19 protein-coding genes, 1 tRNA gene, 1 pseudogene and 1 CRISPR repeat array are annotated in these 25,298 nt (G+C 63.2%); of the genes and pseudogenes, 14 read left to right on the top strand and 7 right to left on the bottom strand.

The window, feature by feature from the left end:
- Positions 1 to 3 precede the first annotated feature (3 nt).
- The 9 genes and pseudogenes from GFD25_RS12550 to cas2e all read left to right on the top strand — a co-directional run.
- Positions 4 to 666 (top strand): annotated as a pseudogene (locus tag GFD25_RS12550) (CRISPR-associated endonuclease Cas3''); the annotation flags it as partial.
- 480 nt (positions 667 to 1,146) lie between these two features.
- The gene (gene cas3 / locus GFD25_RS12200; protein ID WP_239512463.1) at positions 1,147 to 3,186 is read left to right on the top strand and encodes a CRISPR-associated helicase Cas3'; all 2,040 of its coding nucleotides are present in this window, start codon (positions 1,147 to 1,149) and stop codon (positions 3,184 to 3,186) included.
- Between the two features lie 19 nt (positions 3,187 to 3,205).
- Complete coding sequence (gene casA, locus GFD25_RS07155; protein WP_239512462.1) at positions 3,206 to 4,903, top strand: type I-E CRISPR-associated protein Cse1/CasA; 1,698 nt, start codon at positions 3,206 to 3,208, stop codon at positions 4,901 to 4,903.
- Positions 4,900 to 5,601, top strand: coding sequence for a type I-E CRISPR-associated protein Cse2/CasB (casB, locus tag GFD25_RS07150; protein ID WP_163231340.1), 702 nt, complete (start codon positions 4,900 to 4,902; stop codon positions 5,599 to 5,601). The genes casA and casB overlap by 4 nt, the downstream gene beginning before the upstream one ends.
- An 88-nt stretch (positions 5,602 to 5,689) precedes the next feature.
- Positions 5,690 to 6,916: a type I-E CRISPR-associated protein Cas7/Cse4/CasC gene (gene cas7e, locus GFD25_RS07145; protein WP_163231338.1), complete on the top strand. Its 1,227-nt coding sequence runs from the start codon at positions 5,690 to 5,692 to the stop codon at positions 6,914 to 6,916.
- A gap of 1 nt (position 6,917) precedes the next feature.
- On the top strand, positions 6,918 to 7,775 hold the full coding sequence (gene cas5e, locus GFD25_RS07140; RefSeq protein WP_163231336.1) for a type I-E CRISPR-associated protein Cas5/CasD: 858 nt from the start codon (positions 6,918 to 6,920) through the stop codon (positions 7,773 to 7,775).
- Complete coding sequence (gene cas6e, locus GFD25_RS07135) at positions 7,772 to 8,458, top strand: type I-E CRISPR-associated protein Cas6/Cse3/CasE (protein WP_163231334.1); 687 nt, start codon at positions 7,772 to 7,774, stop codon at positions 8,456 to 8,458. Before cas5e ends, cas6e begins: the two co-directional genes overlap by 4 nt.
- On the top strand, positions 8,455 to 9,558 hold the full coding sequence (gene cas1e, locus GFD25_RS07130; RefSeq protein ID WP_338024634.1) for a type I-E CRISPR-associated endonuclease Cas1e: 1,104 nt from the start codon (positions 8,455 to 8,457) through the stop codon (positions 9,556 to 9,558). Before cas6e ends, cas1e begins: the two co-directional genes overlap by 4 nt.
- Positions 9,555 to 9,905 carry a type I-E CRISPR-associated endoribonuclease Cas2e gene (gene cas2e / locus GFD25_RS07125; protein WP_163231332.1) on the top strand — a complete coding sequence of 117 codons (351 nt, stop codon included), beginning with the start codon at positions 9,555 to 9,557 and terminating at the stop codon, positions 9,903 to 9,905. Before cas1e ends, cas2e begins: the two co-directional genes overlap by 4 nt.
- 224 nt (positions 9,906 to 10,129) lie before the next feature.
- Positions 10,130 to 13,388: direct repeats of the CRISPR family, unit length 29 nt; unit sequence GTTTTCCCCGCACCCGCGGGGATGATCCG.
- Positions 13,389 to 13,646: 258 nt separating this feature from the next.
- Here the strand turns inward: cas2e and GFD25_RS07120 are convergent.
- Complete coding sequence (locus GFD25_RS07120) at positions 13,647 to 14,519, bottom strand: patatin-like phospholipase family protein (protein WP_163231330.1); 873 nt, start codon at positions 14,517 to 14,519, stop codon at positions 13,647 to 13,649.
- A 360-nt stretch (positions 14,520 to 14,879) separates the two neighbouring features.
- Positions 14,880 to 15,680, bottom strand: a complete 801-nt coding sequence (gene murI, locus GFD25_RS07115; RefSeq protein WP_163231328.1) for a glutamate racemase — start codon at positions 15,678 to 15,680, stop codon at positions 14,880 to 14,882.
- Positions 15,681 to 15,756: 76 nt separating this feature from the next.
- On the opposite strand from murI, the gene dapF reads away from it, so the two are divergent.
- The gene (gene dapF / locus GFD25_RS07110; RefSeq protein WP_163231326.1) at positions 15,757 to 16,656 is read left to right on the top strand and encodes a diaminopimelate epimerase; all 900 of its coding nucleotides are present in this window, start codon (positions 15,757 to 15,759) and stop codon (positions 16,654 to 16,656) included.
- A 78-nt stretch (positions 16,657 to 16,734) separates the two neighbouring features.
- Here the strand turns inward: dapF and GFD25_RS07105 are convergent, their stop codons facing one another.
- Positions 16,735 to 17,379: a vitamin K epoxide reductase family protein gene (locus tag GFD25_RS07105; protein ID WP_163231324.1), complete on the bottom strand. Its 645-nt coding sequence runs from the start codon at positions 17,377 to 17,379 to the stop codon at positions 16,735 to 16,737.
- An 84-nt stretch (positions 17,380 to 17,463) separates the two neighbouring features.
- On the opposite strand from GFD25_RS07105, the gene GFD25_RS07100 reads away from it, so the two are divergent.
- Positions 17,464 to 18,348 (top strand): PHP domain-containing protein, encoded by an 885-nt coding sequence (locus GFD25_RS07100; RefSeq protein WP_163231322.1) that lies wholly within the window; start codon positions 17,464 to 17,466, stop codon positions 18,346 to 18,348.
- 116 nt (positions 18,349 to 18,464) lie between these two features.
- On the opposite strand, the gene GFD25_RS07095 is transcribed toward GFD25_RS07100, so the two are convergent.
- Positions 18,465 to 18,689 (bottom strand): DUF3107 domain-containing protein, encoded by a 225-nt coding sequence (locus tag GFD25_RS07095; RefSeq protein ID WP_163231320.1) that lies wholly within the window; start codon positions 18,687 to 18,689, stop codon positions 18,465 to 18,467.
- A gap of 82 nt (positions 18,690 to 18,771) precedes the next feature.
- Complete coding sequence (locus GFD25_RS07090) at positions 18,772 to 20,397, bottom strand: phosphotransferase (protein WP_239512466.1); 1,626 nt, start codon at positions 20,395 to 20,397, stop codon at positions 18,772 to 18,774.
- A 179-nt stretch (positions 20,398 to 20,576) separates the two neighbouring features.
- Between GFD25_RS07090 and GFD25_RS07085 the strand changes: the two genes are divergently transcribed.
- The gene (locus GFD25_RS07085; RefSeq protein WP_163231318.1) at positions 20,577 to 22,091 is read left to right on the top strand and encodes an ATP-dependent helicase; all 1,515 of its coding nucleotides are present in this window, start codon (positions 20,577 to 20,579) and stop codon (positions 22,089 to 22,091) included.
- 8 nt (positions 22,092 to 22,099) lie between these two features.
- On the opposite strand, the gene GFD25_RS07080 is transcribed toward GFD25_RS07085, so the two are convergent.
- Entirely contained in the window at positions 22,100 to 23,590 is a 1,491-nt protein-coding gene (locus GFD25_RS07080) for a zinc-dependent metalloprotease (protein WP_163231316.1), read from the bottom strand.
- Between the two features lie 54 nt (positions 23,591 to 23,644).
- Here GFD25_RS07080 and GFD25_RS07075 point away from each other — a divergent pair, with 54 nt between their 5' ends.
- Positions 23,645 to 24,556, top strand: coding sequence for a YlbL family protein (locus tag GFD25_RS07075; RefSeq protein ID WP_163231314.1), 912 nt, complete (start codon positions 23,645 to 23,647; stop codon positions 24,554 to 24,556).
- 60 nt (positions 24,557 to 24,616) lie between these two features.
- Entirely contained in the window at positions 24,617 to 25,042 is a 426-nt protein-coding gene (locus tag GFD25_RS07070) for a DUF3052 family protein (RefSeq protein ID WP_163231312.1), read from the top strand.
- 91 nt (positions 25,043 to 25,133) lie between these two features.
- Here GFD25_RS07070 and GFD25_RS07065 read toward each other — a convergent pair.
- Positions 25,134 to 25,207 (bottom strand) — tRNA-Val (locus GFD25_RS07065).
- Between the last annotated feature and the right edge of the window lie 91 nt (positions 25,208 to 25,298).

The raw sequence follows: 25,298 nt of genomic DNA, 5'->3' as shown, positions 1-25,298 counted from the left end.
GCCATGCACGACGTTCATTTTCCTAAGGGCCGTCCGAATCTGCCTGCCCAAGCGTTGTCGATGTGGGCGAAAAGCGTGTATCTTGATCCGCGCGACGATCGTTATCTGCAGCTGTGGCAGCATCTGGAGGACACCGGCGAGATCGCATTGCGCGTATGGGATGAATTCGTCGCCGACGATATCAGGGGATTGATCGGCAAGGACATCGGTTCAGAGCATGCAGCCAGACTGCTGTATCGGTTCATCGCGACGATCCATGACATCGGCAAGGCGTCTCCCGCCTTCGTGGTACAGGTGCCCCGTCTTGCCGATAAGGTGCGCCAGACCGGGCTTTGTATCCATCCCGGTGTCGGCGACAGCCCGGACCGGTCGCAGTACCGTCATGAACTCGTCGGTTGCTGGACCGTCGAATCGTGGATGGCCCGCAAGGGTCTGCGCACGGGAAGCGGAACGTTGGCGCACGGTATCGCCGGCATTGTCGCCGGGCATCACGGCACATCGTTGACCGACGGCAAACAGGAGTTGCTGCATCGATGGGATTGCGAACGGTTCTCCGGTGACGAAGCATGGCAGAACGTGCGGTTCGAGATGCTTGACTGGATCGCCGAAGCCACTGGGATCGAACCGATCCTGCGGGAGCTGCATGAGCGCCCTCTGCGCAGGAGGACCCAGATTCTGCTGACCGCACTGGTCATCATCGCCGATTGGATTGCCAGCGATAGCAGATTGTGCCCGCTGAATGAACCATCTTCGGACGACCGAGACGAGAACCGTTTCGACCCGCAGCGTCGCGCGGTGCTGGCATGGAGCATGCTGGGATTGCCGAGACCGTGGAATCCCGTGCAGATATCGCGTGATCCTGACGCACTGTTCGCACAACAGTTCGACATCCCCGGAGCCGAACTGCGTCCGGTGCAGCGCGAAGCCATCCGCATAGCCCAGACGATGAGCGAACCAAGTCTGATGATCATCGAAGCCAACATGGGCGAAGGCAAAACCGAAGCGGCATTGCTGTCCGCGGAGATTCTCGCATCGCGATTCCATTGCGGCGGCATCTACTATGCGTTGCCCACGCAGGCGACCGTCAACGCGATGTTCGGTCGTGTGCTGGACTGGATCGGACATCTGCCGGCCGCCGACCGGTGCATGGTGACGTCGCTGTTCCTTGCGCACGGCAAACGCGAATTGAACGACGAGTACGAGACGCTGCGGGAACGTTGGTTCGACGACGGTCACGGACTTGACCTCTCTCTGCGGACGAGATCTTCGGCGGGCTACGTCGACGGCGATACTGACGGCGTCGGATCGTCCATGGGACTGCAGGCCGTGGTCAATTCATGGCTGACCGGCCGCAAGCGCGGCAACCTGTCCGATTTCGTCGTCGGCACCATCGATCAGGTGCTTATGGCGGGTTTGCGTTGCCGGCATGTGGTGCTCAGACATATGGCGCTCGCCGGCAAGGTGGTGATCCTGGATGAGATCCATTCGAACACCGCATATATGAACGTATACATGGAAACGGTGCTGGCATGGCTGGGCGCGTACGGGGTGCCGGTGATCATGCTCAGCGCCACGTTGCCGCAATCGAGACGTAAGGCGTTCCTGAATGCGTACCGGCATGGGTCGCATGCTGCGGATGCGGTGGAGAGCGTAGAAAAACGTTGCCAAACGGGCGGGGATGCTGTCTCTGCACGGCCGCAAGGCAGAAAAAGATTGCTGGATCGCAAAGCGCGATATAACCGCTCAATGATATCGTCGGCATTGTCGTCCGCATCGGCATCGGCAGAGGATGATGCCGGATCGGTTACACGCACGGCTGGCACCGCGCCCGATGCCGTTTCCGGAAAGCCGGATCTGCGCTATCCATTGATCTCGGTATCCAATGCCGAAGGTTTCGCCGACATATCTCCCGAACCGTCCGGTCGAGCCGCGGATGTAACCGTCTCCATGATCGCGGACGATGACGATACGTTGGTCGATACGCTGAAGACCTATCTGCAGGACGGCGGCTGCGCGGTCGTCATCCGCGATACGGTCGCACGGGCGCAACATACGTATGATCTACTGTCCCAGCGTATGAATACGGACGTTATGCTGGCTCACTCCCGCTTCCTGGCTTGCGACCGTGCCCGTATCGACCGTGAACTGATCCGACGCTACGGCAAACGCGGCGACAGGAATCGTCGCAGCGGCATCGTCGTCGCCACGCAGGTCGTGGAACAATCGCTGGACGTTGATTTCGACCTGATGATCACCGACGCGGCTCCGATAGACCTGATCCTGCAACGTGCGGGCCGTCTGCACCGGCATCGGCGCGGCATAGGGGAGTGCGAGCGTCCTGAGCCGCTGCGTCATGCGCGTATGATTATCACCGGCGTGGAGGAAGTCGACGATCGTCAGCCTCCGCGGTTTGCACGAGGATTGGAACAGGTGTACCAGCGGTATCTGCTGATGCGGTCTCTGTCGGTGCTGCGCATCGGCGCACAAGGCTCCACGACGATCCGTGTTCCGGATGATATCCCTCGACTGGTTCAAACGGTGTACGGTATCGGCGATATCTGTCCGGCTACATGGAGATCCGGCAAGTACGGTGAACGGTCGGCGCGCAACGACATGGAAGGGGTGATCGCGAACAGCGAGAACCAGGCAGGTCAGCTGCGGATCTTCACGCCTATGGATCGTCGCCGGCCGTTCTCGCTGGATGGGTGGCTATACGTGAACCTGCCCGATCCCGATGCTCCGGGCCGTTCACGGGAACAACTGGTATCCGCCGGTGTGCGCGAAAGCGACGATTCCTTCGAGGTCATCGTGCTGCAACGAGACATGGACGGCAATCTGCAGCTGCCGTCGTGGGCGTTTCCGTCATCTGCGCCGTTGCCGGCAGGGACCGGAGTCCCGGATCGGCAACAAGTCAGGGACATCCTGTCCTGCACGATCTCCCTGAGTCGGTCTTCGATGAAAGGCTGCGGCGTCGACGCGATCATCAAGGCGCTGGAGCACGCCGTTCCGGAGCAATGGGACGTATACATGGAGAACCGCGAGCTTGCCAGACAACTGCTTGTCGTGCTGGACGGCGATGGAAGCGCGACATATGCCGTCGATGATTCGAACAAGGAAGGTGAGATAATGAAAACGCTGCATGTGCGCTATTCGAAGGAGAAGGGGCTGACGGCGGATGTCGAATAATAGGGTTTCGTTCAATCTGATGGACCGTTCATGGATTCCGGTCACGATGCTGAACGATGGAAGGCACAGGGAACTGTCCATCATCGAAACATTCGAACAGGCGAGTGCCATCAGGAGCATCGACGGGGATATTCCGTTGCAGCGGTTCGCGATCGTCCGCATGCTCGTCGCCATCCTGTACGGCCGTTTCGGCAACGACATCACCGCCGAGGAGTGGAAGGAGGATCTCTACGACCACGGCGCGGATGATCCCGGCATCATGCAGGCGATACGCGATTATTGCGAGACATGGCGTTGGCGATTTGACCTGTTCGACGACAAGGTGCCGTTCTATCAGGTCGCCGGACTGCATACCGCCAAACATGAGGTCTCCGGACTGGAACGATTGATCTTGGACGTGCCGAGCGGCGAACCGCTGTTCACGACACGACTGGGCGAAGGACTGCGGTCCATCAGCGCGGCGGAAGCCGCACGATGGCTGATCGCCATGCAGGCGTACGACGCCTCGGGCATCAAATCGGGAGCGGTCGGCGATCCCCGCGTCAAAGGCGGCAAAGGATATCCGATCGGGGTCGCATGGGCCGGGCACCTTGGCGGATATCTGATTGAAGGAGTGAATCTGTGGCAGACGCTGATCCTCAACTATGCGGGATGTGAGGCTCTGGGACTCGGCGCATCCGATGCCCGATGGGCGGAGGATGCCCCGGTATGGGAGCGCGAACCGTTGGGGTCACCGCCCGCCCGGGGATTCGACCAGCCGGCCGAACGAACCGCGGACACGTCGTTCTTTCACGGACCTGCGACATTGATGACATGGCAGTCCAGGCGAATGTTGCTCGCTCATGAGGACGAAACGGTCACCGGGGTATTGGTGTGCAACGGTGACCGGCTGAAACCGCAGAACGGACAAGACTATGAGACGATGACTGGTTGGAGGCGCAGTCCGACACAGGAAAAGGCTTTGAAACGATCATTGGTCTATATGCCGCGCAAGCATGATCCCGCACGCGCGCTATGGCGTGGACTGCCGCTACTGACCTGCGGCGAGGACACGAACAACGCCAATACGGACAATGCGTTGCGACCATATACCATGACATGGCTCTCCCATGTGCGATCCTCGATGAGGTGGAACGAGACGGTACCTGTCCGGTTGCACGCATTCGGCGTCGAATACGGCAACAACGACGCGGTCATCGATACCGCCATCGATGACGTGCTCGACCTGAACCTCATCGTGATCACGTCACGGAACCCGAATATGGGACAGATGCTGCGACAGGCCGTCGACAACACCGACCAAGGCGTTTCCGCGCTGCGCATGCTGGCCGCCAACATCGCATCCGCGGCCGGTCTGCCGTCCGAGTCGGCACAGCGACGGGCATCCGAGCTGGGATACGCCACGTTCGATCGTGCGTTCCGCCAGTGGGTGCGTGGCATCGATCACGACGACGATCTCTATGAGCTGCAGGCGCAATGGAACCGTACCGCCAAAACGATCCTTCTGCGTCTGTCGGCGCAGATCACCGCACAGGCATCTCCTCGAGCCATCGTCGGCAGGGACATGACCGACGCTAACGGCACCGTTCGACATTACAGCGTGGCGCTCGCGGAGATCTGGTTCAGAGGCAAACTGAACTCTATTTTTCCAAAGGACGCTTCGATCCCTGAGCCTGCCGTTGCGGAACCATCACAAGACAAGGAGACTGAACAATGACGGAACAAGACAAGAAAGCACGGGATTTCCCTGTGCCCCGCCTCACCGCGTTCGGCATGTGGGTCAGCGGCCAGGCGCGCCGTCTGGCGACGGGAGGCCGTGACGAAGCAGATATTCTCCGTGCCGGATATCTGCGGAACGATCCATACTCCACCGCAGCGGTGGCACGTCTGCGTCACGCCGCAGGACATGAGGTAGGAGTCGATCCCGACGTGCTCGTCTGGACGATTCCGGATCCCCTGAAACCGGATGTCTGCGGGACGGACGCCAACCAGTATGCCGACGGTCCATCGCCTCGCGAACGTGCCGCACACGCCGCACTCACCCTGTTCGCGACGCACCAGCAGTCGATCCACGACAAGTCGATGCATACCGATGCGGATGTGTCCATGGGACGCGCGGTGGGCCGCATGGCCTGCGACAATTTCAATGAAGCCGGCATCCGGCGAATGTTCGGCCAGCTGCAGACGGCCAGCAGCTGGAAGGAACTCGTCCGTCACGCCCGCGGCCTGACAGGTCTGCTCAGACGTGAGCGGATCGCATTGAACTATGGTCTTCTGGCACAGGACCTGCTGGCGCTGCGATCCGATCGTGAACGCGCAAACGCCGTGCGCACCAGATGGGGGCGGGATTTCCAAAGCGGCTACCGTCGCAAGATGACCGACGACAGTGCCGGGGAATCATCTGAAACCGTCTGATCCATTCGAATCGACCCTCGTGATCCGAAAGCGTCCGGACCAAACATCAGTCACCGTGTCATTCCATGTTTTTAGAAAGGAACCAATCATGAACGCACACGACAACTCGAGCCGCACCATCGTGGAAATCCATATTCTGGAGACGACCGCGGCAGGCAACCTGAACCGGGATGATACGGGAAGCCCCAAAACGGTGGAATACGGCGGTGTGACCCGTGCCAGAGTCTCCAGCCAGGCATGGAAGCGGCCCACCCGCGAGGCGTTCAGGGAACTGCTGGATCCCCGTGACCTGGGTGTCCGTACCAAGCGGGTCGTGGAACTGCTGCGCGGTCGCATCCTCGAACAAGCACCTCAGGCGGACGGGGAACTGGCGACCAAGGTCGCGGAAAGCATCCTCAGCGACGGAGCCGGCATCAAACTGACTAAGCCGCGGGCGAAGAAAAACGCTGCGGGCGATGCCGACGATGAACTACAGCAGTCAGGCTATCTGCTGTTTATGGGCAACCGTCAGTACGATCGTTTGGCAGATGTCGCCGTGGAGGCGTTGGCGCAGGACGATCCGGTCAAGTTCGTGAAGTCGGAGAAGAAGCGTATCAAGCAGATCGTGACGGACGACCGGTCCATCGACGTGGCGTTGTTCGGCCGCATGGTCGCCGACGCCACCGATCTCAACGTGGATGCGGCGGCACAGGTCGCCCATGCCATCAGCGTGCAGGCCGTCGACGCGGAATCCGATTTCTTCACCGCGGTCGACGACGTCAAGCAGGGCAGCGATGACGAAAGCGACGCCGGAGCGGCCATGATCGGTCAGATCGAGTTCAACGCCGCGACCTACTACCGGTATGCGAATGTCGATGCGAACAGGCTGAACGACACGCTGGGCGATGCCGGCGCGACCGCCAAGGCCGTCGCCGCGTTCGTGCACGCGTTCGTCACCAGCATGCCGAAAGGCAAGATCAACACGTTCGCCCAAGGCACCCTGCCGGATCTGGTGGTGGTCAACATCCGTGACACGCAGGCGGTGAATCTCGTCGGCGCATTCCAGAAGCCGGTCGAACCCGATTACGTACGTCATGCGACCGAGGCATTGGTGCGGCGAGAGAAGGAGTTCGACGATGCGTATGGCATCGCGCCGGTGAATACATGGGCGGTGCGCGTCGGCGACGCGACTGAGGCCGTCGAAGGACCGGACGGGCTGGTCGAACGGCGTTCCACCCTGCGTCAGATGCTGGACGGCATCGAGACGGTGGTCGCGCAGCGACTTTCGGAACAATCGGGCCGGCTGACGCCGCAGACGGGCGCTCAGGAGTCGTGATATGCCGGTACTGCTGATGAGATTGGCCGCCCCCATGCAGTCATGGGGTGCGAGCAGCCGATTCACCCGCCGCGAGACCGAGATGATGCCGACGAAAAGCGGTGTCATCGGCATGCTGGCTGCCGCGTTGGGCATTGGCCGGGATGAACCGCTGACACGATTCGCCGGGTTACGGTTCGGTGTACGCGTCGACCAGCCGGGAACCGTGATGTCTGATTTCCATACGGCGGAGGATCTGAAGAACGAACGTCCCGGAAGCTCGAAGAAGGAAATGCTGCCGCTGTCGGTTCGATACTATCTGCAGGATGCCGTATTCTTGGTCGGCGTCGAGAGCCGGGACGGCAACGAGCTTGAGCGATACCGCCGTGCACTGGCATCGCCGTACTATCCGATTTTTCTCGGACGACGATCCTGCCCTCCCGACGGTCCGATACAGACATGGATGTCGGACGAGACGCTGGAGAATGCGTTGCGGAATGCACCGTGGCGTGCCGACGGATGGTACCAGCGCAAGGTGCTGCGTGGCGCGGCAACCTTTCCGGAACGGTGCTTCGCACGTATCGTCGTGGAGCCGGGAACCATGAAACCTGATGCGAATGATGAGGACAGGGGCGATTTCATCGACACGATCGCAGACGAGCCGGTGAGCTTCGATCCTCGCGAACGCCGGTGGAGGACGCGAGGCATCATGCAGCTTGCCGATGATGCGAAGCCGACTCCGACCGTTGAGGTGATGAAAGGCGTCGGTCATAGCGTCACCACCGACGGAGGGGATGCGATATTCGACGCCGTTCGCAACGCCATGCAGGATTCCGAAGACCCTCGCGACTTGCACGGTTCGAAGGAGGAAACGCGATGACACAGTTCACCAGAATCATGGTGGATCCGCACAGTCGTCATGCTCGCTGGGCAATGACATCGCTGGAACGACAGCATGCCATCATCTCCAGATCGCTGGATCCGGATCACGCCGGAGACCGACGTTCGCTGTGGCGTCTGGACAAGGGGCGGAACGGAACACCGAGCCGACTGTACATCGTGTCCGATGCTGTCCCGGATATCCGAGTGTTGCATGATGAACTCGATGTAGGGGCGAATGACATGGCATCCTGCGCATACGAGCCGTTCCTCGACCGCTTGCGTATCGGACAGGAATGGGGATTCCGCCTTCGAGCCAATCCGACCAAATCGATCGTCTCCGCAGAGCGTGGTCGGCGTGGTCGGCGCGTAGGCATCTGTCGCATTGACGAGCAGCTGCAATGGCTGGAACGAAAATCGCGGGAATGCGGATTCCACATGCCCATCAATCGTTTGGAATTACCGGAAGTGATGGTAAGGGACTCTCGAGCGGTTGATTTCATGCGACAAGGCTCGACTGTCACCCTGACATCGGCCGTATATGACGGCGTGCTGGCGGTTGATGATCCCGAGTTGCTGCGCGGTGCTTTGTTGAACGGCATAGGGCGAGCCAAAGGGTATGGGTTCGGATTGTTGACATTGGTGCCGCTGATGGGCGATCGTCGTACGGGCGGCGGTGCATGATGAGCAATGTCCCGGGCGTCAGGCCACCGTCGTTGCCGTCATTGGTGCGCATGCAGGATCGTATGACGTTTCTGTATGTGGAGCATTGCGTCGTCAACCGTGTGGACAATGCAGTGACCATCACTGACTCGCGAGGCACTGTCCACGTTCCGGCCGCCGCGTTAAGCGTGTTGATGCTCGGACCCGGCAGCAATATTACTTATGCGGCGATCTGTTTGCTGGCAGAGTCCCGTTCTACCTGCATATGGGTCGGAGAGAGAGGAGTAAGGTACTACTGCCACGGTGCGTCGCTCGCCCAATCCTCGCGTCTGCTGGAAGCACAGGCGAAACTGGTGTCGTCCGAACGCACCCGGGTGAAGGTCGCTCGCCGTATGTATGCGATGAGATTCCCGAATGAGCCAACGGACGGCCTCACCATGCAACAGTTACTTGGCAAGGAGGGAACGCGGGTCCGGCGCGCGTACGAACATGAGTCCGAGCGCACCGGTGTCCCCTGGTCGGGCAGATCGTACAAGGTCATGGATTTCGACGATGCCGATGACGTGAACCGTGCGCTGTCCGCAGCGAACACGGCGCTGTATGGCGTGGTGCATGCAGTGATCGTAGCGTTGGGATGCGCGCCGGGACTGGGTTTTATCCATGCGCGGAACGAACGCAGTTTCGTTTATGACATCGCCGATCTGTACAAAGTCGACATCACAGTGCCTCTCGCATTCGATCTGGTGTCCCAGCAGGTCGAGGACGTGGCCTCGGCCGCTCGCAGAGCGGTCCGCGATCGTATGAAAGACGGCAAGTTCCTGCAACGATGCGTACGTGACGTGCGATCCCTGCTGCTGACTGATGACGAGCTGGCAGCGGAGCCGCTGGATGCTCAGGACATCACCGCGCAACTATGGGCAGGTGCGTCGGGATATCGGGATGGAGGGCGGAATTATGCTCCTGAACGATCTATTGAGGAGGGCTTGGATAAGACGCGCGGGTATACCGATACCGATATAAGTGCGCGGATTCCCGTCAATGACACGGATGATAGTTATGCGTGGTATGAGAATCCGGATGATATGATGAGCGCGCCGGACGATTGTTGTGAGGGTCGATGATTGTCGTGGTGCTGACGGTGTCTCCGCCGAAGCTGCGCGGACACTTGACCAGATGGCTGCTGGAAATTTCGCCGGGCGTCTATGTCGGCAAGGTCTCGGCTCGCGTGCGAGAACTGTTATGGAACCAGATTCTTGACAATATCGGTAGTGGACGTGCCGTCATGGTTTATCCCGCAGATAACGAACAAGGCATGTCATTTAAAGTGCACGGACAAGAATGGTCACCGGTCGACTTTGACGGGCTGACGCTCATCATGCGTCCGAATGGCAGCCGTCGGCAACGCTCATACGGGAACCGTAAAACCGGCTGGAGCAACGCCGCACGTTATCGGAAATACGGTCGTTGAACGTGGCGGCATATACGTATGAGCAGGATATATCTAATGATGTGGTTGCCAGCATTATCTAAAGCGGACAGATATGCCGGCGAAAGCTGCGGGAAACGATGCATCAGATGTTGGTGAGACTCGAATGTGCAGTTGCTGCGTACATGACTGGATTCGTTGTCGGCACTGTCACAATCGAATTTTTCCGCTTGCTTTTATTCGAGATTTCCGTTTAGAATCAGACTGTTTTCCCCGCACCCGCGGGGATGATCCGGCGCCAGCCAGGAATTCACCGCCACGGTCACGGTTTTCCCCGCACCCGCGGGGATGATCCGGCGCCGCACCCATACAGCTTCGTCGTGGACGAGTTTTCCCCGCACCCGCGGGGATGATCCGTCGTACTGCGCGGTGCAGGTGACGTTCGCGGCGTTTTCCCCGCACCCGCGGGGATGATCCGGCCGAGCGGCATATCGGCGGCGGTGACGTCAAGTTTTCCCCGCACCCGCGGGGATGATCCGAGGTCAGCTACTACCCGCGCGGCGACGGCCTCGTTTTCCCCGCACCCGCGGGGATGATCCGGCCGCTGCAATGAGTGATTCCCTGTACAGCCAGTTTTCCCCGCACCCGCGGGGATGATCCGCGTTCACCAACTTCTCTCTGCATAACAATACCGTTTTCCCCGCACCCGCGGGGATGATCCGGAAGGCAGGAAACCGGGCTATGTGGTCGTGCGGTTTTCCCCGCACCCGCGGGGATGATCCGAAATGACCGACAACACCGATATCTCGCTTGAGGTTTTCCCCGCACCCGCGGGGATGATCCAGGGGAAAAATCGCTGGTTCTATGAAGATATGCGTTTTCCCCGCACCCGCGGGGATGATCCGTGCTCGGCCGGGACGGCTGGAAGTGCGCCATCGTTTTCCCCGCACCCGCGGGGATGATCCGGCACCGCACCCATACAGCTTCGTCGTGGACGAGTTTTCCCCGCACCCGCGGGGATGATCCGACGTTGAATATCACCTGCAAGGTCAATGCGACGTTTTCCCCGCACCCGCGGGGATGATCCGCACAGAAAGGCCCGCGCATGAGCATCGACATCGTTTTCCCCGCACCCGCGGGGATGATCCGCCAAGGCCGGCCGATCCGTTGCCGGAGGCGCGGTTTTCCCCGCACCCGCGGGGATGATCCGTCGAAGAACGCGGTGCGGTCAGGGATGTCGCCGTTTTCCCCGCACCCGCGGGGATGATCCTGATAATGACGCCGATCGCGTTACCGACGATATGTTTTCCCCGCACCCGCGGGGATGATCCGGAAGAAGACCCAATCGAAAAAAAACCATCGAGTTTTCCCCGCACCCGCGGGGATGATCCGATGCGAGTGGGTCAGCTCGAAAGATGCGCGCCGTTTTCCCCGCACCCGCGGGGATGATCCGAGACGCCGAACGTTTGTCGTAACGCTGTTGTTGTTTTCCCCGCACCCGCGGGGATGATCCGCCGGCCAACGCGGCCACGGCCTCGGCATGGTCGTTTTCCCCGCACCCGCGGGGATGATCCGTTCGTGCTGCCCCATGAGGTCGACGTGAACGGTTTTCCCCGCACCCGCGGGGATGATCCGGTGCACAGCCGCGACGTGATGCGCGACCTCGTGTTTTCCCCGCACCCGCGGGGATGATCCTACCTCTGGCGCTACCACAGCAAAGGCCGACCCGTTTTCCCCGCACCCGCGGGGATGATCCGAACTGGCGGACGCGCGGCAAAATGCCCGGCACGTTTTCCCCGCACCCGCGGGGATGATCCTAACACCCGACAGCATGTTAATTACACCGTTAAAGTTTTCCCCGCACCCGCGGGGATGATCCGTTCCGCAAGCAGGAACATGACGATCAACGTCCGTTTTCCCCGCACCCGCGGGGATGATCCGGTCATGGACGCCGACCCCGACGCGGCCGGCTAGTTTTCCCCGCACCCGCGGGGATGATCCGCGGTGCTGTCATTGAGCATGAAACCGCCCTCGGTTTTCCCCGCACCCGCGGGGATGATCCTTCGCCGGTGTCCATGTTCCAGTAGTTCAGGCCGTTTTCCCCGCACCCGCGGGGATGATCCGCGCCGTACTGCACCCCATCCCTGAGGTTGCCGGTTTTCCCCGCACCCGCGGGGATGATCCGGAATGATTCACGGAAAAGCTCACGCACGTTTTGTTTTCCCCGCACCCGCGGGGATGATCCGGTTTGTTGATAATCCCACGCCAGAGCTTGCGGGTTTTCCCCGCACCCGCGGGGATGATCCGGACGCCATCATGGCAAAGAAGGACAACGCGGGGTTTTCCCCGCACCCGCGGGGATGATCCGGCCGGGCCGGGTCTTCCTCCCTCATCCGGTCAGTTTTCCCCGCACCCGCGGGGATGATCCGGCGCTTACAACTCTCGGCACTGACGCCACATTGTTTTCCCCGCACCCGCGGGGATGATCCGTGGAAGGCCGATGACCTCAAGGAGGTCGCCGGGTTTTCCCCGCACCCGCGGGGATGATCCGAAAACGCCCCGCCCGGCAAGCAGTGCGGCTCAGTTTTCCCCGCACCCGCGGGGATGATCCGCCGGGCCAGCAGGTCAGCATCCTCCTGCGCTTGTTTTCCCCGCACCCGCGGGGATGATCCTGGTTCGACGGGCTTGCCGGCCCGGACAACGTGGTTTTCCCCGCACCCGCGGGGATGATCCGTAACAGGAATTGGGCGGTTTGGTCTTGTTTTGGTTTTCCCCGCACCCGCGGGGATGATCCGGCATAGATCGATGCTGGGTCGAAGAAGCGCAGGTTTTCCCCGCACCCGCGGGGATGATCCGCCGTCCAGCAGCGCCTTCTTCTTCGGGTCGAAGTTTTCCCCCGCACCCGCGGGGATGATCCGCTCCTTGCCTCGCATTCGATGGGCAGGCCGGCGTTTTCCCCGCACCCGCGGGGATGATCCGTCGCCGAGGAACGCCTTGATGCCGGTGTCCGGGTTTTCCCCGCACCCGCGGGGATGATCCGTCGGCAAATGGATACCCGCCGGCATGGCCCAAGTTTTCCCCGCACCCGCGGGGATGATCCGTTATGACGCCATGTCAGGCTATAGGCCTGAGCGTTTTCCCCGCACCCGCGGGGATGATCCGCATGCCGGCCGTGTTCGGCACCTCCACGGCCAGTTTTCCCCGCACCCGCGGGGATGATCCGCCGGCAGTACGACCCACGCGTGGATGAAACCCGTTTTCCCCGCACCCGCGGGGATGATCCGGTCAAGATCACCCTCAAACAGGCCACAGCCACGTTTTCCCCGCACCCGCGGGGATGATCCGGAACGGTTCGAGGCGAACATGCGCGGCGTGAAGTTTTCCCCGCACCCGCGGGGATGATCCGGGCAAGGCAGCGGTTTTTTGAGCTGACCAGCGTTTTCCTCGCACCCGCGGGGATGATCCGCGGACTACCGTATAAGTACATCAGGCTCAATTTTTTCCCGCATCCGCGGGGATGATCTGTTGGGTGAGGCGCAACTCGGCCAGGAGTGCGAGTTTTCCCCATGCCTGCAGTGATCCGCCGCCGGTGGTTAACGCGACGATGATTTTTCTGTTGTTCTCCGTACAGGAGGGATAACCTCGTTGTGGTTATTGCTTGCCGATTTGCGCCTTGGCTATGTCTTATTCGTGTTTTCGTGTTCTAAAGAGCATATTTCGGCGGTAAACGACGATCAGGCACCGTATGGAATCCGGTTATCCGATATCGCCGGTCCCGTCCGATCAGCTTGCCAGGAATGCGGGGATCGCCTCGGCGGCGGCGTAGCCGGCGCGGTACATGCGCTCCAGGCCCTCGAACGACTTGCTCAGCGTCGACAGGCCGTACAGGCTTTCGGGCGCGAGGATGAGCACGCGGCCGTCCTTCTCGTATTCCTTGGCCAGCGCCACCTCGTCGTTGTACGTCTTGTACCGTTCCATCAGCCGTTCGGCAGCGGCCGGATACGAATGGCGCAGGATACGCGCCGGCGCGATGTCCTTCTTCTGCTCGCGCAGCACGTCCTTCAGTCGCGTGAGCACCAGCACCACGCGGTCGTAGCCGTCGTCCAGGGCCTTCTGCACCGGCACCGGGTCGGCGATGCCGCCGTCGAAATACGGCACGCCGTCGATCACGTACGGTTCGCAGGCGACTGGCACCGCGCTTGACGCCTTCATGATGTCGAAATCGTCGTAATGCACGTCCGACTTGTCGAAATACTTGGCCGAGCCGTCACGCGCGTCGCACGCGATCACCGTGAATCCGGTCGGATTCGTCTCGAACGCCGCGTAATCCACCGGATACTCGCCGTCGTGGTTGCTCAGCGTGCCGTACACGTAGTCGAGGTTTGCGAAATTGTGGTTCTTCACGAACGAGTCGAAGCTCGCGTACTCCTTGCGGAATGCGTATTCAGTGTAGAACTTGTGGTTGCGGCCGTGCTGGCCGGAGATGAACGAGACCATGTTCGCGCTGCCCGCGGAAACCCCGTAGCAGTGGTCGAACGCGATGCCGTCCTCAAGGCAACGGTCCATCACGCCGGCGCCGAAGATCGCGCGGAACCCGCCGCCCACATCGATCAGCGCCGTTTTGTGCCGTGATTCCTGCAGCTGCGTGTCAGCCATACCAACCCCCAATGCCTATCCGTATGTCTTGCCTGAGCTTACGTGCCCAGCCGGGACAAACCGGCACATCGGCCGATTGAAATTGTGCGGTCCGGCCGAGAGTGCGGAATATGCGGGGCGATCCGAAGATTGCTTCCGTGTTTTGCCCCGCAACCGGCACGCCTCACGGGGCGGTTGCCGACAGCATCCGTGGTTTGCCCCGCAGACACCATCCTTAGCGAGGCGAGTCGCCGAGATTATCCGTGGTTTGCCCCGTTAAGAGTGCCGTTTGCGAGGCAAATTCCGGGCAATCCTGTGAGCGGCCCCGCAAACGGTGGCCCTGGCGAGGCGGATCGCGGCAAACGTGGCGGAACTGCCCCGCTACGGGCGTTGCCGCCCCAGCAGCTCGCGCGACAGTGCCGCGATGCGTTCGCTCGGATCGGAATTGGCGAGTTCCACGCCGCCTGCCGCGTCCTCGGGGGCGAGCTTGCCGAGTGATTCGAGGACGACGCCCAAGTGACGCACCGTGCCTTCGTTGCCGTCGATGATCGCGGTGGAATCCGGCAGCAGTTCGCGGAAATAGTCGCGGTAGAACACGAAATGCGTGCAGCCGAGCACCACCGAATCGATCGAATCGAGATCATATTGGTCAAAGTAGCCGTGCAATGTGCGCATCACGAGGCCGTGGTCGCCCAGCCGGCCGTGTTCGACGATCTCCACCAGACCAGGGCACGGTTCGGGGAAGATCGTGTTCTCCGACTTGAACCGGTCCATCAGCGCGGCGAATTTGTGCTCGCGCAATGTCAACGGGGTTGCGGCCACGATCACGCGCTGCGGCTCGTGTCCTCCATCCGCCCGGTCGCCGCGGTCGCAGGCGACCTTCAACGCCGGTTCCATGCCGATGATCGGAATGTCATAGTGCTCGCGCAGATCGTTCACCGCCGCGGACGTGGCCGTGTTGCATGCGATCACCACGGCCTTCACGCCTTGTTTCACGAACTGTTCCACGATTGCGAAGCTCAGCTCCCGCACCTGCTCCGGCGTTTTCGTGCCGTACGGGGCATTCGCCGAATCGCCGAAATACAGCACGCGCTCATGCGGCATGTCACGCATGATCCGCCGCGCCACCGAAATGCCGCCCAACCCGGAATCGAACACGCCGATCGGTGCCGTCGAAGCCATGCCGTCTGCCTCCTGGAAATCGCCTATATGGACGTTCACTAGAGTACTCCGAACACCGCGCGCTAGAGTGACGATCATGAGCATTCCGCAAGTTGTATACAAGGCCCACGCCACGGGCAACGATTTCGTCGTCTACGCCGATCCGACCGGCGAATACGAACCCACGCCCGACGAGGTGCGTTTCCTGTGCGATCGTCATTTCGGCATCGGCGGCGACGGCCTGATCCGTCTCGCACATCCGTCCGACGTGTCCGATCTGTCCTCGGCCCAGGTCGCCGAAACCGAGGCGGGCGGAGCCTCATGGTTCATGGACTACCGCAATGCGGATGGCAGCCTCGCCGAGATGTGCGGCAACGGCACGCGCGCGATCACGTTGTTCGCGCAGCGGCAGGGCTACGCCGAACTGGCCGGGGGAGCGCCGTTCCGGCTCGGCACGCGCGCCGGCGTGAAGACGCTCACGTCGCTGGGCGAGGTCGCCGGATTCGGCAAGGACGTGTTCCAGGTGGACATGGGCGCGTGGAAGCGCGGCGAGACGGACGCGTTCGACGTGACGATCCCTGGCACCGACGGTTCGGCGCGCGGCACGTTCGTGGATATGGGCAACCCGCATGTGGTGGCCGTGATAGAGGATTCGTTCGCGACGCTGCCGCCCGTGGAGTCATTGGACCTCGTGACGAAGCCCGAGGTGCATCCGGCGTTGGAATCCGATCAGAACGTCGAATTCGTGCGCATCGACGACATGGACGAGACGGCGGACGCCGGTGAGGCGACCATGCGCGTCAACGAGCGCGGCTGCGGCGAGACGCTGTCCTGCGGCACCGGCCTGTGCGCGACCGGCATCACGCTGCGAGCCAAGACCGGCATCGACCATTGGACGATCGCCGTGCGAGGCGGCACGCTGCGCGTCGACGTGAGCGACACGGACGTGAAGCTCACCGGCTCGGCCACGCTCGTCGGCCGCATCGAACTGCTGTAGGGGCCGTCATGATTGCGATGAACGGATAAAACCGCTGATAATGCACCAACGCTGAAGGTGAGATAACGCTCCGTCATCTCACCTTCCGAAGATCGCCGCGCCGTCCTTGATGAGAATCAGCGCCACGATCGCGACGATCCACACCGCGTCGACCATGAGATCGTAGTTGAGCCGGTAATAGGTGCGCAGCCCCTGCGAGCGCGCCGGCAGCCCCTGCACGGTCACGGTCGCGTGGCTGAGGGCCATGAACTGGATCGTCGTGGAGAACATCAGCGCCAGGCACCACGGGCACAGCGCGTTGATCACGAACAGCGACTGCGAGGTCAGCCAGTACGAATACGCGAGCGCCGCGAGACCGCCAAGCCAGGTGCAGGTCGCGAACCAGCGTGGCACGGCCACACGCGACAGTCCGATCACCGCGATCGTGACGAACACGGATTCGGCCGCGATGCCGAAGAACGCGTTCGGATAGCTCAGTCCGCCGAACTTGACGATCTCCGACTGCCAGGATTGGGCGACCGTCGAGCAGGACAGCACGCTGTTGATGTCGCAGTCGAGGATCTGGTTGGGGTCGCGCGCCAGCTTGAGCGTTTCCGCCGACAGCACGAACGAGACGGCCAACGCGACGGCGGACGCGACGAGCATGACCAGATACGTCCATGTCGCGCCGTGGCGGCGGCCATCGAGCCGTTCGATCGTGTTCGAGTCCTGTTCATCGGCCATACGAAACCCCTTCCATGATGGTCGTCGTTGATGACGGCATGTCTTTCGGCATGGTTGTGCCCGTGTTCAGATTACGATGGTCGTATGACTCGCGTTGACATTCCCTCCCAACCGCCTCGCACGGGATGGGACCTGCATTGCCATACGGTGTTCTCCGACGGCACGGAGACGCCGGCCGTTCTGGTATCACAGGCTCGTTCGCTCGGCTTGCTGGGCGTCGGCATCGCCGATCATGACACCACCGCGGGATGGTCGCAGGCGGAACGGGCTTCGAGCGAGACGGGATTGCCGTTGCTGCGCGGCACGGAGATCACCGCCGACGACGAGGGCGTGTCGGTGCATATGCTCGCGTTCCAGTATGATCCGCGCAATCGTCATATCTGCGAGCTGTTCGCGACCACGCGCGCCTCGCGTCTCCAACGCGTGCGACGCATGGTGGAATTGCTGTCGTCCGACTATCCGATCACCTGGGACAGCGTGCTGGAGCAGGTGAAGGAGGGGGAGCGGACCACGATCGGACGGCCGCATATCGCCGACGCCCTGGTTGCGGCCGGCGTGTATCGGACCAGGTCGGATGCGTTCGCCGACGCGGTGAGCACGGCCAGCCGCTATTACATCCCGACGCCGTCGCCGAGCACGCATGAGGTGGTGCGCGCGGTGGGGGAGGCCGGGGGCGTGACGATCGTCGCGCATGCGGGCGATCTGAGCCGCAATCGTCGGCTGCTGTCCGACCTGCAGATCGAGCGTCTGGTCGACGAGGGACTCGACGGGTTGGAGATCTGGCATCGGGGCAATACGCCCGAACAGCGCGAACGGCTGCTTTCCCTGGCCCGGCGCTACGATCTGCTGGTCACCGGAGGATCGGACTGGCATGGCAAGGGCAAGCCGAATACGTTGGGGGAGAACCTCACCGATGAGGCCACCGTCGCCGAGATCGTGCGTCGTGGCGCGATCCCGTTGTGGAAGTAGGGATGATGCGAAAGGGCGGTTCCGATGACCCGGAGGGGTGTCGGAACCGCCCTTTCGCGTGCCGTCCGCGTCGCATGCGCGATGATGCGCAGACGGCATGATGAAAAACCGGCCGGTCAGAGCGCGCCGAAACCGACGGCGTGCTTGGTTTCCGAACCGATGATCGCGTAGCCGAGCGCATCGGCGGGCACCACGATATGACGGCCCTTGTCGTCGGTCAGTTCGATCGGCTGGTGGTCGGCTACGGCCTTGCCGATCACCGCGTTCACTTCGTCCGCGCTCTGTTCGGTGCTGAACGTGACGGTGCGCGCCACGTTGCGGATGCCCAGTTCGATGTCCATATGATGCTCCTTCGTGCGGTTGATGCGGGTTCTTGGTAGATCCGTGCTCTATTGTGCCAATCGGCGGCGATGGCCGGGCCCGTTACGCTTTCGGCGTGGTTTCGCCGGTGTCGTCGTCGTCATCGGCCTGCGCCGTCTGCGAGGCGGTGTTCTGATGCGCGTCCGGCGCCACGGTGCGCGTGATGCCGGTACGCGAGGCGAGTCCGAGCTGCGCGTCGCGCAACGCACGCTCCTCCTGCTCGAGCAGCGGGATGAGCACGGTCTGCGCATCCTGCTCCTGCTGGGTCGGGCCCTGCGCCTGATGCACAAGATCCTGATACGGCTGCGAACGGTATGCCTGGGGCTGGCCTTCCGGGGTGTCGTCGGACGGTTCCGCCGCGAACATGGCCCGCGCCTCGTCCGGGCTGATCGCCATGGTCTGCGAGCTGGACGGCGAGGAGGCCGCGGCCGGCACCGACGTCGGCGTACGGTCGGAGGTCGCGTCCGAAACGTGTCCGGGAGTCCGGTCGGAGGTGCGGTCGGACACGATTTCGGCCGATCCGGTGCGATCCATGTCGCCGGTCGCGTCGGACGGAACGGCCGTGGACGGACGGGAGGATGCCGGGGCCTGGGTGTTGGCCCGGGTGCCCGCCTGTGCGTTGGCCTGTGCCAGACGGCGTTCGCTGTCGCGCAGCAGCGTGCCCACGGTGATTGTGGACGGCGAACGACGTTCCTGCGCGTCGGCCGCGGAACCCGACGAGGAACCGGCCGCCGCCGGACGGCCCGATGCCGCAGCCGCCGCCGGAGCGGGTGCCGAGGCGGCCTTATGCGTGGCCACGCCCAGCTGGTGCGCCAGCCGGTCGACCTGGGCCTTGAACTGCATGATCTTCACGTTGTCGGCGCGGTTGAGCGCCTGGATGAAATCACCCACCTGCTCCATTTGCAGCCACAGGTTGGCGCGCAGCATGATCAGGTCGTCGAGACGTGAACCCATCATGCGTCCGTACGATGACAGGACCGCGTTACGATGCTCCTCGTCCAGCTTGGCGAAGATCCACGCCAGATCACGCGCCGGATCGTTGACCTGCATGCCCTGCCAGTTCGTGACGGCCGTGATCGTCGAACCGGAATACAGCACGTCGCCGTCCACGAACCCGCCATGCACGAAGCAGGTGCCGAACGACCACAGGCCGTCCGTGGCGATGATGCGCTCCCAGCTGCCCGTGATCTCGGACGGAATATGGCCCGCCGAACGCAGCCTGCGGATCCAGCCGGTCAGCTGCGCGTGAATCTGCGACGTGCCGAATGCCGGATAGCCGCCGGTCTGCACCATCGTGCCCGGCAGACGGTGGATCGCACCGATCGCGGTGCCCATCGCGGAGCAGTCGTCCAACGTGAGCAGGTCGAGGTTGCGGGCCACGCCGTCGAGATGGTTGATGACCATTACCGCGATGTCGCCGGTCGGCCCCTTGCCGTCCTCTCCCTTCTGGAACGCGACGACCTGATCGAGGGCGAACCCCAGACCACCGGGCTCGCGCGCCTCGGCCAGCACGCGGGCCGCGCGTACGCGTCCCTGCAGACGCTTGCGTCCGGCCTCGGTACCGGACGCAAACACGTCGTACTGCCGTCCGGTCGCATCCAACACGATCGCCTGATCGATGCCGGCGGCGGAATCGGCCGCGTTCGACGGGCCGGCCCCACGCACCCCGGCGACGGTGATGCCCGGCATGGCCGCAGACGCCAGGGCCGCCAACTGGAATTTGCTTCGTTCACTCACAGTTACACCCTAATACATGCCGTGACGCAAACCGCGTGTTGCCGTACCGTTGTTTCGCTTCGTGAGCCCCTTTGCTCCCCTCCGCAACGCGCATGGTGCGCCGGTCCCGTGGGAACTGCCACAATGGACGCATGACAAGTGCGGACGGCAAACAGGCGGAAAGCATCCTCGAAGGACTGGACGAGGCGCAATACCATGCGGCGACCACGGTGCACGGGCCGGTGCGCATCATCGCGGGCGCCGGCGCCGGCAAGACGCGCACGGTCACCCGGCGTATCGCCTACGCGTGCGCGAGCGGCGCATGGGAACCGGCCGGCACGCTCGCCGTGACGTTCTCGGTGAAGGCCGCGGCCGAAATGCGTTCCCGTCTGCGCTCCCTCGGCGTGGGCGACGCGGTGACGGCGGCCACGTTCCATTCGGCCGCGTTGCACCAGCTGCGCCGCGTCTGGGAGGACATCTGCGACGCCCCGTTCCCGCACGTCGCCGACGACGGCGAACCGCGGCGCCTCGTCGCGACCGCCATGCGGCAGGCCTGCGGCGGCATCGAACTCGACGACCTGACGGTGCGCGACGTGCAGGCCGAGATCAACTGGGCGAAGGTGTCGCTGGTCGCGCCCGGCGACTATCCGCGCGTATGCGCGTCCCTGCACCGCCGTCCGCCGGCCGACCTCGACCCGCAGCGCTTCGAGGACGTGTACGAATGCTACGAACGGGAGAAAACCGCGCACGGGCTGATCGACTTCGACGACATCCTGCTGATCGCATGCCACGTGCTCGACGAGTTCGACGAAGCCGCCGAGACGATCCGCAGATCCGTGCGGTGGCTGACCGTCGACGAATACCAGGACGTTTCGCCATTGCAGCATCGGCTGATGACACTGTGGCTGGGAGACAACCGTGACGTGTGCGTGGTAGGGGACCCCGCGCAGACGATTTACTCGTTCGCCGGCGCGAGCAGCTACGACCTGCTCGCGTTCGCCGACCAGTTCGGCCCGTTGGCGGCCGACGTGAGCCTGAACGTCGATTACCGTTCCACGCCGCAGATCGTCGGGTACGCGAATCGTGTGCTTGCCAGGTCGCCCGAACGCGCGGACTACCTGCGGCTGACGTCGGCGCGCGACGACGGCGCGCGCGTCAGTCACATGGTGTACGGGACGGACGCCGAGGAGGCGCGCGGGGTGGCCGGACGCATCGCGAACATGGCGGCGCGCGGCGTCGATCCTGCCGACTGCGCGATCCTCACCCGCATCAACGCGCAACAGCAGGTGTTCTGCACGGCGCTGCGCGAAGCCGGTCTGCGCTACCGCGTGCGCAGGGATGCCGGATGGTCGGGAAGCGGGGACGATCCGGTCGGGCGGCAGGCATTGCTCGAATCGCTGGGCGTGGACGGTGGCGCGCAGCTCGGCGCCGTGACCGTGTCCACGATCCACGCGTCCAAGGGCCTGGAATTCAGGCATGTGTTTCTGGTCGGCTGTTCGGAAGGACTGCTGCCGTACGGTTCGCCGACGGACGGCGACGCTCTCGAGGAGGAGCGGCGGCTTGCCTATGTCGGCGTCACCCGCGCGGAGGATTCGCTGCACCTGTCCTACGCGCGCACCAAGGATGGGCTGGCCGCGCGCGAACGCGTGCCCAGCCGTTTCCTATAGGATCCCGTCTACTGCTGCGGACCGTCCCCGGTCTCGTCCGTCGCGTCGCCGCCGTTCTCGTCAAGCAGCTTGCTGAGTTCGGCATCCCAGTCGATGGCCGCGCCGGTTCCATCCGACGTGCTGCCGGCCGTCGCGTCCGTGGCGGAACCGTCGCCGTCGGCAGCGACATCGGCCGCAGGACGTTCGTCGGGCAGCGACGGCAGCAGATCCGGATGGCCCCACTTCGCGTCGCGGGCCTCTGCGCCCTCGGCGGCGCCGATCCGCTCCCACAGCGCCGCCGCCTCGCGCATCCGCTTCGGGCGCAGTTCGAGGCCCAGCAGCGATTCGAACGTGCGCTCGGCCGGACCGCCCACCGCGCGTTCGCGGCGGATCATCTCGCGCAGCTGTTCGATATGCGCGATATGCGGCATGCCGGCACGCCACGTCACGCAATCGACCCAGCCCTCGACCAAGGCGAGCAGCGTCTCCAGAGAACGCTTCGCCTCCTGCTGCTCCGGGGTGTCCGCGATACCGACCTTCGTCAGATTCACCGCACCCGAAATCGCCTCGGGATCCATACTCGACGCCTCGCGCAGCTGCTCCTCCATCGCGTCGAGATCGATGTCCACGCCGCGCGCGTACTTGCCGATCAGCGCCTCGAAACGCGGCATCAGCCACGGCACGGCCGCGAACAGACGCGCATGCGCCACTTCGCGCAACGCAAGGAACGACATGACCTCGCCCACGGGAATATCCAGCGTCTTCGCGTATTCCTCGACGTTCTGCACGATCAGACCGCCCGCCGGGTTCGACAGCAATGCGATGCCCTGGTCGAAACAGCCGCGCACCTCATGGGACAGGTCGCCGGCGGCGCGCCCCAGCTGCATGGCGAACGACGTGTTGCCGAGCAGCCTCATCAGCTGGGCCGGGTTCTTCATGCCCTCGGGAATCGGGATCGACACGGGGCCGGCGAACACGCCGGCGATCTCGCCGTCGAACGAGTCGCCCAGACGATCCGAGATCACCGAGGCAAGCGCGTCGTTCATCGACTCGGCCACCGGCGCGGCGAATTTCGCCCACGCGTCGATCGTGCCCTCGACCCAGCCCGCGCGGGTAAGCACTTCGGGGCTGCCCGTCACCGGATCCATTTCGCAGGCGGTGTCCAGCCACAGGTTCGCCTCGCTCATCGCCCGCCGTGCCGCGGCGCCCGATTCGGCGCTGACCGAAGCCGCCGATCCCTCGCCGTTCGCCTGCTGCAACGCGATAGACTTGGCGAGCTTCACGTTGATCGGCCCCTCGGACATGGTCTGCTGCATTTCGCTCGGCGTGTTCAGCCCGCCCGTCGTGAACGCCTGCATCAGCGCCTGCACCTCGCTCGGCTTGGGCAGCTTGGAAGGATCCTGGCTCATGAGCTGGTCCTTGATCGCATCCGGCAGGTCATTGAGCTGCTTGAAGGCCATTTCGCCCTGGATCGGGCCGAAGCATTCGATCAGCCACCGGTGGATTGCGTTCTCGTCCATAGTCGGTTCCCCGCTTCATGTGTTAACGTCGGTTGGTTCCATAGTATGGGAGGTATGCCGAACATGCACACGAAACGCCAGTCTCACGCCAAAGGCATATTCCGTCGGGGCGCCTCGCGCGCGATGCGCTCGTTCCTGCGTCACCCGATCGCCGCCATCAAGGCGTACTACGGCATCGGCACCCAGGTTCCGGCCCGCTATTTCGCCGGTTCGCTCGCGATGCTGCTGTCCGTCGTCGTGCTGTGCCTGCCCAGCGCCTACGCCGTGGAAGGGCCCGGGCCGACCGCGAACGTGCTCGGCGAAACGAACGGCAAGGCGATCATCACGGTCACGGGAGCGGACACACACGACGACGGCGGCAAGCTGCTGCTGGTCACGGTGAACGCGTCCGGCGTCCCCGGCTATCCGGTCACCAACGCGCAGGCCGTATGGGCTTGGCTCGACCCCGACCAGACCGTCATGCCGCAGGAGGCCGTCGTCCCCGTCGGACAGACCGCCGAGGAATATCAGAAGGAAAGCGAGCGGGAGATGTCCTCGTCGCAGACCGCCGCGACGGCCGCCGCGCTCGCGTATGCGAAGAAGCTCGGGCTGGACACGGACGGCGTGAAGGTCACCATGCACGTCGATGACATCGGCGGTCCGTCCGCCGGCATGATGTATGCGCTCGGACTGATCGACAAGCTCACGCCGGAGAACGAGACCGGCGGCAAGACCATCGCCGGTACCGGCACGATGTCCAAGAACGGCAAGGTCGGTGCGATCGGCGGCATCCGTCTCAAGATGCTCGGCGCGAAGCGTGACGGCGCGACCTGGTTCCTCGCGCCCGAATCGAATTGCGACGAGGTCGTCGGCCACGTGCCTCAAGGACTGCGCGACGTGAAGGTCTCGACGCTTGACGACGCGTACCGCGCGCTCGTGGCCATCGGCAAGGGCGAAGGCGACGACCTGCCGCACTGCGTGGCCTGATGCCCGCTTTTCGAGACGCGCCGCGCTCGTTAACGCACCTGTTCCCAGCTTGTTGCTAATGTGTGTTCCGTGAATCAAACGGCATCTGATAACGCTGAAGAGTTCGGTTTCCACCAAGGAGACATCGTTCAGGAATGGTTGTGGGACGACGACGTGGACGATTCCATCCGCGCCAAGATCGAGAACCTGACCGGCGAGGATCTGGTCGACGAGGATTATGACTCCGCCGTGGACGGCGTGATCATCTGGTGGCGTGACGGAGACGACGAGGACGAGCTGTCCGACGTGATCGTGGACGCCTATGCGGTGCTCGGCGACGACGGTCCGCTGTGGGTGCTCACCCCCAAGCCCGGACGTCCGGGAGCCGCGAGCTCCAGCACCGTGCAGTCCGCCGCGAAGACCGCCGGCATGAACGCCGCAACCCCGCTGACCATCAGCAAGGACTGGAACGGCATCCACCTGCGCGCCTTCGGCAAGGGCCGCTGAGACCGATCCGCGGCCGAACGAGGCCGTCAGGCATCCGATACGACGAATGCCGCGCCCGACCCGTACGTCGGACGCGGCATTCGCGTAATCGTGGGCGATGAGGGACTCGAACCCCCGACGTCCACCGTGTAAAGGTGGCGCTCTAACCAACTGAGCTAATCGCCCGCGATGCACTACCATAGCGTAACCGGCAGGACGTGTGCGACACGGCGTGGCTGCCGCGTCCGGTCGGCGCCGTGTGCGCGTCCGCGCGACC

Source organism: Bifidobacterium aerophilum (assembly GCF_010667685.1).
In the GTDB taxonomy this organism is placed as follows: Bacteria; Actinomycetota; Actinomycetes; order Actinomycetales; family Bifidobacteriaceae; genus Bifidobacterium; species Bifidobacterium aerophilum.
Note: the sequence above shows the minus strand (reverse complement) of the source record. Positions and strands in the feature narration are given on the sequence as shown.

Coding starts and splice junctions, on each gene's coding strand:
- cas6e (WP_163231334.1), top strand. CDS start 7,772: ATGACACAGTTCACCAGAATCATGGTGGATCCGCACAGTCGTCATGCT.
- GFD25_RS07080 (WP_163231316.1), bottom strand. CDS start 23,590: ATGGACGAGAACGCAATCCACCGGTGGCTGATCGAATGCTTCGGCCCG.
- cas7e (WP_163231338.1), top strand. CDS start 5,690: ATGAACGCACACGACAACTCGAGCCGCACCATCGTGGAAATCCATATT.
- GFD25_RS07100 (WP_163231322.1), top strand. CDS start 17,464: ATGACTCGCGTTGACATTCCCTCCCAACCGCCTCGCACGGGATGGGAC.
- GFD25_RS07095 (WP_163231320.1), bottom strand. CDS start 18,689: ATGGACATCGAACTGGGCATCCGCAACGTGGCGCGCACCGTCACGTTC.
- murI (WP_163231328.1), bottom strand. CDS start 15,680: ATGGCTTCGACGGCACCGATCGGCGTGTTCGATTCCGGGTTGGGCGGC.
- GFD25_RS07085 (WP_163231318.1), top strand. CDS start 20,577: ATGACAAGTGCGGACGGCAAACAGGCGGAAAGCATCCTCGAAGGACTG.
- casA (WP_239512462.1), top strand. CDS start 3,206: ATGGACCGTTCATGGATTCCGGTCACGATGCTGAACGATGGAAGGCAC.
- GFD25_RS07075 (WP_163231314.1), top strand. CDS start 23,645: ATGCCGAACATGCACACGAAACGCCAGTCTCACGCCAAAGGCATATTC.
- GFD25_RS07120 (WP_163231330.1), bottom strand. CDS start 14,519: ATGGCTGACACGCAGCTGCAGGAATCACGGCACAAAACGGCGCTGATC.
- cas1e (WP_338024634.1), top strand. CDS start 8,455: ATGATGAGCAATGTCCCGGGCGTCAGGCCACCGTCGTTGCCGTCATTG.
- GFD25_RS07105 (WP_163231324.1), bottom strand. CDS start 17,379: ATGGCCGATGAACAGGACTCGAACACGATCGAACGGCTCGATGGCCGC.
- cas3 (WP_239512463.1), top strand. CDS start 1,147: ATGGTGACGTCGCTGTTCCTTGCGCACGGCAAACGCGAATTGAACGAC.
- casB (WP_163231340.1), top strand. CDS start 4,900: ATGACGGAACAAGACAAGAAAGCACGGGATTTCCCTGTGCCCCGCCTC.
- cas2e (WP_163231332.1), top strand. CDS start 9,555: ATGATTGTCGTGGTGCTGACGGTGTCTCCGCCGAAGCTGCGCGGACAC.
- cas5e (WP_163231336.1), top strand. CDS start 6,918: ATGCCGGTACTGCTGATGAGATTGGCCGCCCCCATGCAGTCATGGGGT.
- GFD25_RS07090 (WP_239512466.1), bottom strand. CDS start 20,397: ATGCCGGGCATCACCGTCGCCGGGGTGCGTGGGGCCGGCCCGTCGAAC.
- dapF (WP_163231326.1), top strand. CDS start 15,757: ATGAGCATTCCGCAAGTTGTATACAAGGCCCACGCCACGGGCAACGAT.